Source organism: Actinoplanes sp. NBRC 103695 (assembly GCF_030269485.1).
Taxonomy (GTDB): Bacteria; Actinomycetota; Actinomycetes; order Mycobacteriales; family Micromonosporaceae; genus Actinoplanes.
Genome location: NZ_BSTL01000007.1, coordinates 46,671 through 60,417 on the forward strand (window position 1 = coordinate 46,671; position 13,747 = coordinate 60,417).

13 protein-coding genes are annotated in these 13,747 nt (G+C 70.1%); 7 read left to right on the plus strand and 6 right to left on the minus strand.

Annotation, left to right across the window (positions count from 1 at the left end):
* The first annotated feature begins 689 nt into the window (after positions 1 to 689).
* The gene (locus tag QSK31_RS13480) at positions 690 to 3,503 is read left to right on the plus strand and encodes an adenylate/guanylate cyclase domain-containing protein (protein ID WP_502872947.1); all 2,814 of its coding nucleotides are present in this window, start codon (positions 690 to 692) and stop codon (positions 3,501 to 3,503) included.
* A gap of 31 nt (positions 3,504 to 3,534) precedes the next feature.
* Here QSK31_RS13480 and QSK31_RS13485 read toward each other — a convergent pair whose 3' ends face one another.
* Entirely contained in the window at positions 3,535 to 4,041 is a 507-nt protein-coding gene (locus QSK31_RS13485; protein WP_285683985.1) for a phospholipase, read from the minus strand.
* Between the two features lie 214 nt (positions 4,042 to 4,255).
* Here QSK31_RS13485 and QSK31_RS13490 point away from each other — a divergent pair, with 214 nt between their 5' ends.
* Positions 4,256 to 5,272 (plus strand): potassium channel family protein, encoded by a 1,017-nt coding sequence (locus QSK31_RS13490; RefSeq protein ID WP_285683987.1) that lies wholly within the window; start codon positions 4,256 to 4,258, stop codon positions 5,270 to 5,272.
* A 3-nt stretch (positions 5,273 to 5,275) separates the two neighbouring features.
* Here QSK31_RS13490 and QSK31_RS13495 read toward each other — a convergent pair whose 3' ends face one another.
* The gene (locus QSK31_RS13495) at positions 5,276 to 6,307 is read right to left on the minus strand and encodes a 2-oxoacid:ferredoxin oxidoreductase subunit beta (protein ID WP_285683988.1); all 1,032 of its coding nucleotides are present in this window, start codon (positions 6,305 to 6,307) and stop codon (positions 5,276 to 5,278) included.
* Positions 6,300 to 8,171, minus strand: coding sequence for a 2-oxoacid:acceptor oxidoreductase subunit alpha (locus QSK31_RS13500; RefSeq protein ID WP_502872948.1), 1,872 nt, complete (start codon positions 8,169 to 8,171; stop codon positions 6,300 to 6,302). Before QSK31_RS13500 ends, QSK31_RS13495 begins: the two co-directional genes overlap by 8 nt.
* Before the next feature lie 159 nt (positions 8,172 to 8,330).
* Between QSK31_RS13500 and ndhC the strand changes: the two genes are divergently transcribed.
* The 5 genes from ndhC to QSK31_RS13525 all read left to right on the plus strand — a co-directional run bounded on the left by ndhC (position 8,331) and on the right by QSK31_RS13525 (position 10,956).
* Positions 8,331 to 8,708, plus strand: coding sequence for an NADH-quinone oxidoreductase subunit A (gene ndhC / locus QSK31_RS13505; RefSeq protein WP_285683989.1), 378 nt, complete (start codon positions 8,331 to 8,333; stop codon positions 8,706 to 8,708).
* A 94-nt stretch (positions 8,709 to 8,802) separates the two neighbouring features.
* Complete coding sequence (locus QSK31_RS13510; protein ID WP_285683991.1) at positions 8,803 to 9,315, plus strand: DivIVA domain-containing protein; 513 nt, start codon at positions 8,803 to 8,805, stop codon at positions 9,313 to 9,315.
* Positions 9,316 to 9,344: 29 nt separating this feature from the next.
* Positions 9,345 to 9,785 (plus strand): SRPBCC family protein, encoded by a 441-nt coding sequence (locus QSK31_RS13515; protein WP_285684455.1) that lies wholly within the window; start codon positions 9,345 to 9,347, stop codon positions 9,783 to 9,785.
* 46 nt (positions 9,786 to 9,831) lie between these two features.
* On the plus strand, positions 9,832 to 10,413 hold the full coding sequence (locus QSK31_RS13520; protein WP_285683993.1) for a DNA-3-methyladenine glycosylase I: 582 nt from the start codon (positions 9,832 to 9,834) through the stop codon (positions 10,411 to 10,413).
* 24 nt (positions 10,414 to 10,437) lie between these two features.
* Positions 10,438 to 10,956 (plus strand): hypothetical protein, encoded by a 519-nt coding sequence (locus QSK31_RS13525; RefSeq protein WP_285684457.1) that lies wholly within the window; start codon positions 10,438 to 10,440, stop codon positions 10,954 to 10,956.
* 72 nt (positions 10,957 to 11,028) lie between these two features.
* On the opposite strand, the gene QSK31_RS13530 is transcribed toward QSK31_RS13525, so the two are convergent.
* The 3 genes from QSK31_RS13530 to QSK31_RS13540 form a co-directional block, all read right to left on the minus strand.
* Positions 11,029 to 11,841: a S1 family peptidase gene (locus tag QSK31_RS13530; RefSeq protein ID WP_285683994.1), complete on the minus strand. Its 813-nt coding sequence runs from the start codon at positions 11,839 to 11,841 to the stop codon at positions 11,029 to 11,031.
* Between the two features lie 79 nt (positions 11,842 to 11,920).
* Positions 11,921 to 12,709, minus strand: coding sequence for an enoyl-CoA hydratase-related protein (locus QSK31_RS13535; protein ID WP_285684459.1), 789 nt, complete (start codon positions 12,707 to 12,709; stop codon positions 11,921 to 11,923).
* 41 nt (positions 12,710 to 12,750) lie between these two features.
* A complete protein-coding gene (locus QSK31_RS13540) occupies positions 12,751 to 13,563 on the minus strand; it encodes a PaaX family transcriptional regulator (RefSeq protein WP_285683995.1) in 813 nt (270 codons plus the stop codon).
* Positions 13,564 to 13,747: the final 184 nt, after the last annotated feature.

Genomic DNA, 13,747 nt, shown 5'->3' on the forward strand with positions numbered 1-13,747 from the left:
TGGCTGCGCCTGCCATGACCTGTCACGCCTCATCCGCCGCAACTTGCCGTAGGCGCGCCGCAACGGCTAGTTGCTGCGGGCGAGCCGATGTCCGTCACAGGTGGGTCGCGGCGGGTTGTCGGCGAGGCGGACAGGTCGTTGACGAGCCGCGACTCGATGTCGCCGGCCTCCTCGAACCGCGATTTGTCGGGGGCGGACGGAGGGTGTGTCGGGCTCGCGATTTGTCGCGGACGAGGCGCGTCGGGCTCGCGTCGGGCGCGGCGGCCAGCGGTCGGCATCCAGCGGTCGGCATCCTTGGGACACCCCTCGGGTGCGGCTTCGTGGTCGGCATTTGGCGACGGGCCGCGGTCTGTCGCTAACGGAGCGTTGACGAGCTGAGTCATTTGTCGTTATTTCGGCCGTGATCGCATTGTGGTCGCACTGTGGACAAAGCTGTTGGCAAATCCGTACCACTCCTGCGGGGCCGTCCGAACGGTCGGTGAGATCGATCCACTCGCCGCGCAACCCGACGTGAACCGCCTCGTTACGTCACGCGTAGTGCTGTGCGTAATCGTCGATGACCTGCGCGCGTCGCTCGTCCAGGGTCGGCTGTGCCGGGAAGATGGTTACCGACCGTTTCTACGATGTGCTAACCCATGACTGTGCGGCAGCATGGAGCATGACTTCCCTAGGGGGCGGAGGTTCTTACCGTGTCGGGTCGGACCGCGCTGCCGAGTGGGCTGGTGACCTTTATGTTCACCGACATCGAGGGCTCGACTCGTCTGGCCAGGATGCTCGGTGAGTCGTATTCAGCCGTGCTCGGCGCACACAGGAGTGTGCTGCGTGCTGCGCTGAGTAACTTCGGCGGCCACGAGTTGTTCACTGAGGGTGACTCCTTCTTTGTCGCCTTCGGAGATGCGTCGGCCGCCATAGCGGCGTGCGTCGCTGCACAGCGTGCACTCGCCGCACATGACTGGCCCACCCCGGACGCGCGCCCGCGGGTGCGGATGGGTCTGCACACCGGCTGGGCGATGCCGGCCAACGGGGAGTACGTGAGTGCCGAGGTGCACCGCGCCGCCCGGGTGGCGGCGGCCGCGCACGGCAGCCAGGTCCTCTGCTCCGAAGCGACGGCCCTGGCCGCGACCACCTGGCCGGCCGGCCTGACCGGCACCAGCCCGAGCGGCGAGGAGCTGGACGGCGAGGGGCTGAGCGGCGAGGGGCTGAGCGGCGAGGGGCTGAGCGGCGAGGGGCTGAGCGGCGAGGGGCTGAGCGGCGAGGGGCTGGACGGCGAGGGGCTGGACGGCGAGCAGCAGGCCGGACCGGGGCAGAGCGGAGCGCGCCTGGGCAGGGCGGGTCGCGTGGCGATGACCGGGGTCGACCTGCTGGATCTGGGGCCGCACAAGCTGCGTGGCTTCGATGACGCCGAGCGGCTGTTCCAGCTGGTCGCGAGTGGGCTGGAGCGGGACTTCCCGCGGCCCCGCACGCCGGGAGCGCCGACGAACAACCTGCCGGCCTCGTTGACGCCGTTCGTGGGGCGCCGGGCTGAGCGGGACGAGGTGACCGCGTTGGTCGCCCGGCACCGGCTGGTCACCGTGGCGGGGCCGGGTGGGATCGGCAAGTCCCGGCTCGCTCTGGCGGCAGCGGATGAGTTGCTGGTCGCGTACCCGGATGGGGTGTGGATCGTGGACGCGGCGAGCGTGCGTGGCGCGACCGGGCTGCCTGGCGCGATCGCCGGCGCCGTGGGTCTGCGCACGGAGCCGGGGCGGCCGCTGCTGGAGACGGTGCTGGAGCACTGCGCGGCGCGGCGGATGTTGCTGCTGGTCGAGACGGTCGAGGCGGCGCCGACGCATGTGGCCGCTACGGTGCGGCGCCTGCTGACCGGGTGCCCGGATGTGAGCGTGCTGGCCACGGGGCGGGAGCCGCTGGGCATTCACGGCGAGGTGGTGTGGCGGGTTCCGCCGATGGCGCCGGCCGACGCGTTCACCCTGCTGAGCTCGCGGACCACGGATGCGCGTGGCGGACGGCCGATCGCCCGGGACGAATCGGGGGACCTGGCCCGGGTGGCGTCGGGACTGGACGGATCCCCGCTGGCCATCGAGCTGGCCGCCGCCCGCCTGCGCCTGCTGTGCGCGGCCGAGCTGGCCGCCCGCCTGGACGATCCGGCCCGGGCGCTGGACGCGACCCGGGAGGCCGAGGTGACCGAGCCGGACGATCGGCATCGAAGCCTGACTGCCAGCCTGGACTGGTCGTACCGGTCGCTGGGGGATCGGGCGTCGGGGCTGCTGCGGCGGCTGGCCGTCTTCGCCGGCGCGGTGGATCTGTCGGCGGTCGAGTGGTTCGGTGACGACGCGCTCGCAGGCCTGACGGAGCTGGCCGACAAGTCCCTGATCGAGGTTCTGCCGGGCTCGCGCTTCCGGCTTTCCAAGACCATCCGGGGGTACGCGGCAGGCAAGCTGGCCGCCGCCGGTGACGAGCGGGCTGCCCGGAACCGGCACACCGCGTGGGCTCTGCATACCCTGGACAGTGTCGCCGTGGACACCGACGGTCAGCCGCGCACCGTGTCGCTGACCGATCTCGCGCCCTACGTGGACGAGTGGCAGGCGGCGTTGCGCTGGTCCGCCGGCCAGGGCAGTGTTCGGGCGGGCCTGCGGCTGGCCGGCGCCCTGGACCCGTGGTGGCGTGAGCACGGCGGCGCCTGGGAGGGGCGAGACCTGCTGTTCCGCCTGTACGCCCGGCTGTCCGGCGAGCACATCGCCCCGGCCGAGCTGGCCTCCGCCTACCTGGTGCACGCCGGCCTGGCCAACGACCGGGACGAACGGCAGCTCTTCCTGTCCCGGGCGGAGGAGATCGCCCGCCGCGTCGACCACCCGGCCCTGCTGGTGCGGTCGCTGGCCGGCCGCCGGATCGGGTTGCGACCGGCCGACGCGGAGCAGGTCTGCCGGGACGTCATCGCGCGCGCCGAACGGACCGGGGTGCCGAGCGCCGCGCTGCCGTCCGTCGTTGCGCTGGCCGAGTTGCTGTGGCACCGGGGCGCCTTGGACGAGGCTGCCGAGCTGCTGGGCGGGGCGCGCCAGGTGGAAGCCGGGCGTCCGGCGGATCGCGGACGGCGTACCGTCGACTGGCTCCTGGGTTTGATCGCCTTGCGTCGCGGTGACCTGGTGGCCGCCCACGATCATCTGGTCGTGGCGCTGCGGTCGCGGTTGCGGCACGGGTTCCGGGGTGGCGCCGCGGACGCCGTCGCCGCGCTGGCGGTGCGCTGCGCGATGGGCGGCGACCACACCACGTCGGCGAGGCTGTTCGGCGGTTCGGAGGGTGTGCGCGGGGTGCGGCGGGCGGCGGTGGCCGGTGGGTTCTGGGTGGAGCAGCAGGCCCAGGTACGCGCCGCGATCGGTGACGCGGCGTTCGACGCGGCCTACGTCGACGGCGCCGGCCAGGGCTTCGACCGGATCGTTGCGGCCGCTCTCGCGGTCGAACACCCGGACCTGGAGTACGGCTCGGCCCGTTTCGCCCCCACCATGCGGTAGTGCGGGGCCGCCGTGGCGACCCCGCACCTTCTTATGACCGCGGCATCAGCTCGCGGGCCCTGTCGATGTCCGACTGCTTGACCGCCGCGAGCGACCCGAACGCGCGAACGGCCTGGTAGTAGATCCAGGCCAGCGCGTTGCACGGCGGCTGCAGGAGCGCGTTGTACGTGTCGCAGGCCCGCTGCATGTCGGCGTAGAACATCGAGTCGACCCGCGGCTTGTTGGCCGGGAACGCGCCGATGGCCTTGTAGTTGCGGTACCCGAAGTCGTGGTGCCAGCAGGACAGCTCGAAGTTGAAGCCGAGCGGGTTGTCGGGGCTGCTCGAGCAGTAGTCGGTGGTCCAGTCGAAGTTGTAGGAGGCCCACGGCGGCCGGTTCAGCCGGGCCGCGTTCCAGGCGTTGTAGCTCGACACGGAGGTCTGTGTCCAGCCGCTGAGCACCTCGGCCTTGCTGGCCGCGGCGTGCGCGGCGGTGCTGGGCGCGAGCAGGGCGAGGGCTGAGGCGAGGACCACGAGCGTTCGGCGGATGTAGCGAGTCATCGTCGACCTTCCAGCAACAACGGGGCCCCTCGTGAGAGCCGGGTAAGCCCCAGTGTTCGATCGGCACCTTGCGACATACAAGACGATCGATTTTGTTTGTTCGAACGATGATGTAACTCCCTGCTGAGTATTTCGTCACTGCACGTCTTGTGCTGTCCTGGTAAATGGGCCCTCGACCAGGCGGCTATCGTGAGCACGTGCACAGGGGCGCCCGATGATCCACTTACCGCTGGTCCGGCAGGGACCGCTGCGGGCGCTCGCTTCCCGATTGGCCTTCGCCATCGGGTTGGTGCTGGTCACGGTGACGATCGTCTACATGGATCGCGATGGCTACCGGGACGTCAACGAGGATGGTCTGACGCTGCTCGACTGCTTTTACTACGCGGTCGTGTCGCTCTCCACCACCGGGTACGGCGACATCACGCCCGCCACCTCACACGCGCGGTTGATCAACGTCCTGGCAATCACGCCGGCCCGCGTCCTCTTCCTGATCATCCTGGTCGGCACAACCCTCGAGGTCCTGACCGAGCAGTACCGCAAGGGCCTGCGCGTGGCGCGCTGGAGGCACAAGTTGAAGGATCACATCATCATCTGCGGCTACGGCACCAAGGGCCGGGCCGCGGTCAGCGCGCTGCTGGAGACCGGGTACAGCAAGCACCAGATCGTGCTGGTCGAGAACCGGCCCGATGCGATCCGTCAGGCGACCGCCAACGGCCTGGCGATCATCGAGGGCAACGCCACCCGCTCGTCGGTGCTGCTCCAGGCGGATGTGAAGAACTGCAAGGCGGTGATCATCGCGACCGACAGCGACGAGGCGTCGGTGCTGATCACGCTCACGGTCCGCCAGCTGACCGCCGGTCAGGTGCGGATCATCGCCTCGGTCCGCGAGCAGGAGAACGCCGCCCTGCTCAAGCAGAGCGGCGCGCACCACGTAATCGTGAGCTCGGCGACGGCCGGCCGGCTGCTCGGCCTGACGACCACCGCGCCGCCGCTGATCGACGTGGTGGAGGACCTGCTCACGCCGGGCCAGGGCATGGCGCTGGCGATGCGTTCGGCCGAGCGCGCCGAGGTGAGCCGGAACCCCCGCGAGCTGGACACCCTGGTGGTCGCGCTGATCCGCCGGGGCAAGGTGATCCCGCTGGGCGGGCCCGACCCGATGGTCATCGAGACCGGCGACATGCTCGTCTACATCCGCGACGAGAACGCCACCGTCGCCGGCATGTCGCTCTAGGTCCTAGACGATCGTCCAGGTGTCGCCGGCGCCGAGCAGGTCGGAGAGCATCTCGTCGGGCGTGCCGGTGACCTGCGCCTTGGCGTCCTGCAGTTGTTTCTGCACGATCTCGTCGTAGGACGGCCGCTCCACCGAGCGGAACACCCCGATCGGCGTGGTGCTCAGGTCGGAGCCGGAGAGCCGGCTCAGCGCGAACGCGTACGCCGGGTCGTCGATCGTCGCGTCGTGCACCAGAGCCTGGCCACCCTCGCGGACCTCGAGCCCGAAGCCGCCCTCGGGGTGGACCACGGAGAACTTGCCCTCCGGCCCGAACGTGATCGGCTGGCCCTGCTCCAGGCGGATCAGGTGGTCGTCGCGGGTGCCCGGGTCCTTGATCAGCTCGAACGCGCCGTCGTTGAAGATGTTGCAGTTCTGGTAGATCTCCACGAACGCCGAACCCTCGTGCTCCGCCGCCGCGCGCAGCACCGACTGCAGGTGCTTGCGGTCCGAGTCGATCGTGCGGGCCACGAACGTCGCCTCCGCGCCCAGGGCGAGCGACAGCGGGTTGAACGGCGAGTCCGCCGAGCCGGCCGGGGTCGACTTGGTGATCTTCCCGATTTCCGAGGTCGGCGAGTACTGCCCCTTGGTCAGCCCGTAGATCCGGTTGTTGAACAGCAGGATCTTCAGGTTGACGTTGCGGCGCAGCGCGTGGATCAGGTGGTTGCCGCCGATCGACAGGGCGTCGCCGTCGCCGGTGACGACCCAGACGGACAGGTCGGGGCGGGACGCGGACAGACCGGTCGCGATCGCCGGTGCACGGCCGTGGATCGAGTGCATCCCGTACGTGTTCATGTAGTACGGGAAGCGCGAGGAGCAGCCGATGCCGGAGACGAAGACGGTGTTCTCCCGCGCGATGTTCAGCTCGGGCATGAACTGCTGAACGGCCGCCAGGATCGCGTAGTCACCGCAGCCCGGGCACCAGCGCACTTCCTGGTCGGACTTGAAGTCCTTGGTCGTGAGCTTGACCGGGGAGATCGGAATTGTCGGGCTAGCCATTCTTGACCACGTCCTCGAGCATGTTCTCCAGCGTCGCGGCCGTGAACGGAAGGCCGCTGACCTGGTTGAAGGGAATCGCGTCGACCAGGTATTTCGCGCGGATCACGTGGGCGAGCTGACCCAGGTTCATCTCCGGGATCACCACCTTGTCGTACGACTTGAGCACCTCGCCGAGGTTGGCCGGCAGCGGGTTCAAATGCCGCAGGTGCGCCTGGGCGATCGGCAGGCCACGCTGGCGCAGCGCCCGGCAGGCGGCGCCGATCGGGCCGTACGTCGAGCCCCAGCCGAGCACGAGCACCCGCGAATCGTCGTCCGGGTCCTCGACCTCGACGTCCGGCACCGGGATCGACTCGATCCGCTCGGCCCGGATCCGCACCATGAACTCGTGGTTCGCCGGGTCGTACGAGATGTCGCCGGTCTTGTCCGCCTTCTCCAGACCGCCGATGCGGTGCTCGAGGCCGGGCGTGCCGGGGATCGCCCACGGGCGGGCCAGCGTCTCCGGGTCGCGCAGGTAGGGCAGGAACCGCCCGCCCTCCGCGTTCGGCTCGGTGGCGAAGTCGACCGACAGGTCGGGCAGGTCGGCGACCTCCGGCAGCAGCCACGGCTCCGAGCCGTTCGCCACGTAGTTGTCGCTGAGCAGGATCACCGGGGTGCGGTAGGTCAGCGCGATGCGCGCCGCCTCCAGCGCCGCGTGGAAGCAGTCCGAGGGCGATTTCGGCGCGATCACGACCAGCGGCGCCTCGCCGTGCCGGCCGTACAGCGCCATGTTGAGGTCGGCCTGCTCGGTCTTGGTCGGCATGCCCGTCGACGGGCCGGCCCGCTGCACGTCGACGATCACCAGCGGCAGCTCCAGCGCGATCGCCAGCGAGATCGTCTCGCCCTTGAGTGCGACGCCCGGCCCGGAGGTGGTGGTCACGCCGATCGCGCCGCCGTACGACGCGCCCAGCGCCGCGCCGATCGCGGCGATCTCGTCCTCGGCCTGCATGGTCGTGATGCCGAACCGCTTGTGCTTGGAGAGCTCGTGCAGGATGTCCGACGCCGGGGTGATCGGGTACGCACCCAGGAACATCGGCAGCTTGGACCGCACCGCGGCGGCCACCAGCCCGAGCGCCAGGGCCGCGTTGCCGGTGATGTTGCGGTAGGTGCCGGGGCGCATCTTCGCCGGCTTCACCTCGTACCGCACCGAGAAGTCCTCGGTCGTCTCGCCGAAGTTCCACCCCGCCTGGAAGGCCGCCTTGTTCGCCGCCACCAGGTCGGGGCGTTTGACGAACTTGCGCTCCAGGAACCGCAGGGTGGACTCGAACGGGCGCGAGTACATCCAGCTCAGCAGGCCCAGCGCGAACATGTTCTTGGCGCGCTCGGCGTCTTTCTTGGCGATGTTGAGCTCGGCGAGCGCGCCGATCGTCATCGAGGTCAGCGCGACCGGGTGGACGACGAAGCCCTCCAGCGACCCGTCCTCGAGCGGGCTGACCGCATAACCCACCTTGGCCAGGTTGCGCTTGGTGAACTCGTCGGTGTTGACGATGATGTCGGCGCCGGACGGCAGGTCGGAGAGGTTGGCCTTGAGCGCGGCCGGGTTCATCGCGACCAGGACGTTCGGCGCGTCGCCCGGGGTCAGGATGTCGTAGTCGGCGAAGTGCACCTGAAAGCTGGAGACACCCGGCAGCGTGCCCGCGGGGGCGCGGATCTCGGCCGGGAAGTTCGGCAACGTGGAGATGTCGTTGCCGAGCTGTGCGGTTTCGGACGTGAATCGGTCACCGGTGAGCTGCATGCCGTCGCCGGAGTCGCCGGCGAACCGGATGACCACGCGGTCCAGCTGTTCAACCAGCTTCGTGGGATGTGCGCTCCCATCGACCTCGGTCACTTTCGTCACCCTCCCGTGCGTCACTTCCAGCCTACGTCGGCAGTCCTTACCACCGTTGGTTCAGCAGTCTGTCCGATCAGAGACCGTTGACCACAGTAGCCAGGCAAGGCTTCCCTGGCCCAATCGCATCCCGGCAGTCGGATGACTACGATTCACCACGTGCAGGGCTACCTCGGTACGTACGCCACGCTCGGCTTGGTCTTCCTCGCCGGTGTGCTGGTTTTCGTGGGCGCGTTCGCCGCCAACCGCCTGTTGAGCCCGTCCTCGCCGGCCGAGCCGTCCGGCAAGCGGATCGCCTACGAAAGTGGCATGGATCCGGTCGGTGGCGACTGGGCACAGGCGCAGATCCGCTATTACGTGTACGCGTACCTGTATGTGCTCTTCGCGGTCGAGGCGGTGTTCCTCTTCCCGTGGGCGGTGATCTTCGACCGGCCCGGGTTCGGGCTGGTCACGGTGGCCGAGATGGGCATCTTCGTGGCGGTTTTGGCACTCGGCATCCTGTACGCGTGGCGTAAGCGCATTCTGACCTGGACGTAGGGTTCAGATCTGACCTGGACGTAGGGTGCCGATCTGACCTGGACGTAGGGTGGCGATTTCGCGCGTCTGCGTCCGTCGTGCCACGATCTGACCCATGGGTCAGCTTCTGCTCTTCCTGGTCGTGGCGCTCGTGGTGGCCGCGATCATCTTCGGCGTGACCGTGATGATCGGCGGTGGAGACTCCGGCCTGACCCCGACCGAACCCGACGGCCGGGCGCTGCCACTGCCCAGCGATCGCCCGCTGGGGGAGGAGGACGTGTCGCACACCCGGTTCGACACGGCGTTCCGCGGTTACCGGATGTCGCAGGTCGACCAGGCCCTGCAGCGGGCCGCGTACGACATCGGTTACAAGGGCGAGCTGATCGGTGTGCTGGAGGCCGAGGTCATCGCCCTGCGTGAGGGCCGTATTGCGGACGCCGACACGCTGCGCAAGGCGCGCGAGGCGGCGATCGCGCCCGCTCAGGCACAGCCGCCCAGCGAGGGCGCGCTCATCGAGATCCCCCGGCCGGACGAGCCGGTCGTGCCGGACGCCCCCGCGAAGGTGGACGCCCCCGCGAGGGTGGACGCCCCCGCGAAGGTGGACGACAAGGCGGAGGAGAAGGCGTGAGCGACCCCTATCAGCCCGGCGCAGGCGAGATGACCGCCACGGTGATCGTGAACGCGCCGGTCGAACGGGTCTTCGCCGCGTTCATCGACTGGCCCAGTCAGTCCGAGTGGATCCCGTTCACCACCGTGCGGGTGGTGGAGGGCGACGGGGGCGAGGGCAGCCTGGTCGAGGCGGTCACCGCGCTCGGGCCCGCCGTGCTGCGCGACGAGCTGCGGGTGGTGCGGGTGGACGCGCCGTACGAGGTCCGGGTGGTGCACGAGGGCAAGGTGTTGCGAGGCCCGGGTTCGATGAGGTGTACGCCGATGACCGGCGGCCGCACCCAGGTCGTCATGCACGAGTGGCTCCACCTGCCCGGTGGCGCCGTCGGCAAGCTCGCCTGGCCGGTGCTGTGGCCGGGGTCCAAGCTGAGCTTCATGGGCGCTCTCAAGCGCTTCGGCCGGATGGTCGAGCAGGGCCGGCTGCCGGCCTGAGTTCGTAGCCCGGGTTTTGTCGTACCCCGCCTCTACGGTTGTCGGCATGACGGAGACGGGCCTGGTGGCCGGCGCGGACGGGCGGCTGCGGTGCTTCTGGGGCGCGAGCACCCCTGACTACACGGCCTACCACGACACCGAGTGGGGCCGGCCGGTCCGCACCGACGACGGGCTGTTCGAGCGGATGACGCTGGAGGCCTTCCAGTCCGGCCTGGCCTGGATCACCATCCTGCGCAAACGCCCCGCGTTCCGGGCGGCGTTCGACGACTTCTCGATCGGCAAGGTGGCGGCGTTCGGCGAGGCCGACGTCGCCCGCCTGATGGCCGACGCGGGCATCGTGCGCAACCGGATGAAGGTGGAGGCCGCTCTGCACAACGCCCGGGTCGCCGCCGACCTGGACGAGGGCCTGGCCGAGCTGCTCTGGTCGTTCGCGCCGCCGCGTCGCCCCCGCCCCGCCTCCCGTGCCGAGGTGCCGGCGCTGACACCCGAGTCCACCGCGTTGGCCAAAGCTCTCAAGAAACGCGGCTTCAAATTCATCGGACCCACCACGGCGTACGCGTTGATGCAGGCCACCGGCATGGTCGACGACCATATCGCGGGGTGTTGCGTCCCACCGGCCGCGCCCTGAGACGAGCGTGGTTCGATGGTGCGCATGGCGCAGTGGGCGGTGATCATTCCGGCGGACCGGTGGGCGACCGAGAGGTTGTATGAGCACGACACGCTGACCGTTGACCTGGCCGGCCCTGCGGCCGGCGACGACGCGGTGCTGATCGCCGCCGACGACGATGACCGTCAGGCCGTCGCCCTGGGCCGGTTCACCGCGCCGGGCGAGATCAGCTACGTCCGGCGGGCCTTCGACGAGCCGGTCCCCGCCGGCGACCTCACACTCACCGACCCGGTCACGGCCCTCGACCACGAGTCTTTCGACCGTGTCGCCACCCGCATCGGCCGGCCGCCGGTCCGCACACCGTGGCTGGTCAGCGTCGCCATGCCGATCGAGGCGGCCACCCCGGCCGAGGCGGTCCGCCAGTTCTGGACCTACGTGGCCGAGCTGGGCCCGGCCGAGCTGCCGACCTTCGTCTGGCCGTCCGGCGACGAGCTGGCCATGCAGGCCTTCGTCCTCGGCGCCGAGGCCAACCAGGACCCGGAAGAAGAGGACGAGGACGACTGACGAGTTCACGGGGCGGAGATGCAGCCGGACCCCGGAGCGGCTGACCGCCCCGGGGTCCGGGAAACGACGTGCTCAGCCGCCCAGTGAGGCCGCGGCCGACGCGATGTTCGAGGCGAAGTAGCTGACCTGGCTGTAGACGCCCGGCTTGTTCGGGCGGGCGCACCCTGCGCCCCAGCTGACGATGCCGACCTGGATCCAGGCGTTGGCGTTGTCGCGGCGGAACATCGGGCCGCCGGAGTCGCCCTGGCAGGTGTCGACGCCGCCCTGGGTGTACCCGGCGCAGATCTCGTCGGAGGCGATGACCGAGCCGTTGTACATCGTGCGGGAGTTGCAGGTCGTGTCGCTGACGAACGGGACCGTCGCCTTCAGCAGGTAGCGCTGCTGGGAGCCGCCCTCGCTCGCGGAACCCCAGCCGGCGATGGTGAACGTGCCGGTGTCGTACGCCGACGTGGTGGCGATCCTCAGCGTTGGCAGGGTGGTGACCGGCGTGTCCAGGCGGATCAGCGCCCAGTCCTTGCCGTTGCCGTTGTAGCCGGGGGCCCGGTACACGTAGTTGGAGCGGACCTGGATGCGGCCCGACGAAGACTGCAGGTCGACCACGCCGAGGGTGGCCGTGATGCTGGTGTTCGCCCCGGTCGCGCCGACGCAGTGCGCGGCGGTCAGGACCAGCCTCGAGCTGTAGAGCGCGCCGCCGCAGCCCATCGACAGCCGCACCATGAACGGGAACTCACCCTGCGTCGCGCGGGTTCCGCCGACGACCTGCGGGCTGACCACGCCGCCACCCGGGTCGGGTGGTGCCGCGGCGGCCGGTGAAGCGATCGCACCCATCGTTGCCGCTGTGACCGCGGCTGCCGCCACGGCCAGAAGATTGCGCCACCTTGCCATCCGGTTCCTCCCCATCAACAAAGGTTGAGGAGAGCTAAACATTCATTCAGGTAAATACCTCCATCTCAGGGGAGTCATATCACCTGCCGGTAAAGATGGGTTTCTGCTTGGCGAGGAAGGAGTGCACCGCGGCCTGGTGGTCGTCGGTCCCGCCGCAGATGGCCTGCGCCTGCGCCTCGGCCGCGAGCGCGTCGGAGAGCGTTCCGGCGTCCCCGATGGACAGCTCGCGCTTGATCGCGCCGTAGGCCACCGTCGGCCCGGCGGCCAGCCGCGCGGCGAGTTCCTGTGCCACCGGCAGCACCTGTTCGTCGTCCAGGACCAGACGGGAGAGCAGACCCATCTTGTACGCGTCCTCGGAGCGCACCGGCTCGGCCAGCAGCAGCAGCTCCAGGGCCCGGGCGTGCCCGACGATCCGCGGCAGCGACCACGACACGCCGGTGTCCCCGGCCAGCCCGACATTCGCGAACGCCATCAGGATCGACGTCGACGGCCCGCCGATCCGGAAGTCGCAGAGCAGGCTGATCCCGGCGCCCGCACCGGCCGCCGCGCCCCGGATCGCGGCCACCACCGGCTTCGGCATGTTCGCCAGGCGCTGCGCGATCGGGTTGTAGTGCTTGCGGACCGTGTCGATCTCGGTGTGGCCCTGCTCCAGCAGACCGGCGTGCTCACGCAGGTCCTGACCGACGCAGAAGGCCCGCCCGGCGCCGGCCAGCACGATCGCGCGGCAGGACCGGTCGGTCTCCAGCTGCGCCAGGGTGTCCCGCAGCGCTTCCTTCAGGTCCACGTCCAGGGAGTTCATCGAGGCCGGACGGTTCAGGGTGAGGGTGACGACGGCGTCGGTGCGGTCTACCAGGAGCGGAGCCTTCAGTCCGGTCAGGGGCGGTGGTGGGGCTGTGGACGGCGAATCGGTCATGACTCAGAGAATCCCACACGCCCGCCCCTGGTTACCGGCCCGAGGCAGCGCTCGACGTACCGGTCCGCGGCGGGGCGCAGGCGGGTGGCGTGCCGGTCGACGAAACCGGCCGCACCGGCGCCCGGCCAGCGCGGCGGCAGCAGGGCCGCGGGCAGCTGCGGGTCGCGGGTGAGGAAGCCGCGCCACTGGTGGACGAGGTCGACGCGGGCCGCGTACGCCTCCTCGTCGCTGCTGCGCACGGTGATCGCGGTGACGATCGGCCGCTGCGCCTCGACGAAGGCGGCGTAGGCGCGACCGATGCCGGGCAGGTCCCAGGCCCGGCGGACGATGTCGGCGGCGCCGCTGGACCCGGCGGGATGTGTGGCGGTGAACCGTTCGTACCGGACTTCGGCCGCGTCGAGCAGCGCCGTCGCCTCGTCGGCCGGGCGCGGGGCGATCCAGGTGTGGTCGCCGAGCCGGCCGTACCCGAGGGCGGTCAGCCGGCTCGCCTCGGCGCGACCGACCGGTGCGTACGGAAGAAGCAGGTCGAACCGGCCATCCCACCCGGACCGGCCGTTCCGGGTGATCCGCGCGGATGTCTCATCGAGTCTGCGCGCCGCCAGCGGGGTCAGCGAATAGCCTGGACCCGACGGCAGTCGCATCGGACGCAGCCAGCCCTGGCGCACCATCCGGGAGACGGCCGTCCGCACCGCGGGCGCCGCGATGCCGAGTGGAGCGAGCAGTTTGACCAGGGCCGAGACGGGTGCGCGACCGCCGCGTGGACGCAGGTAATCGCCGTAGACCTCGAAGAGTGCCGGCCGCGCCCGCATGAGCGCACATTGTGACAGTCGCAAAGGCGATATGCTAGACGCTGTCACATCCGCCCGGGCTGGGTTTGGGTTCGCCGGTGTTCATCAGGGAAAATGTTTGATCGGCACGGTGGGCCAGGGTCGCGGTGGCACGCGACGGGGTCTGCAGGGCCGCCGGTCGGATACGAGATAACGGCGCCGCGTG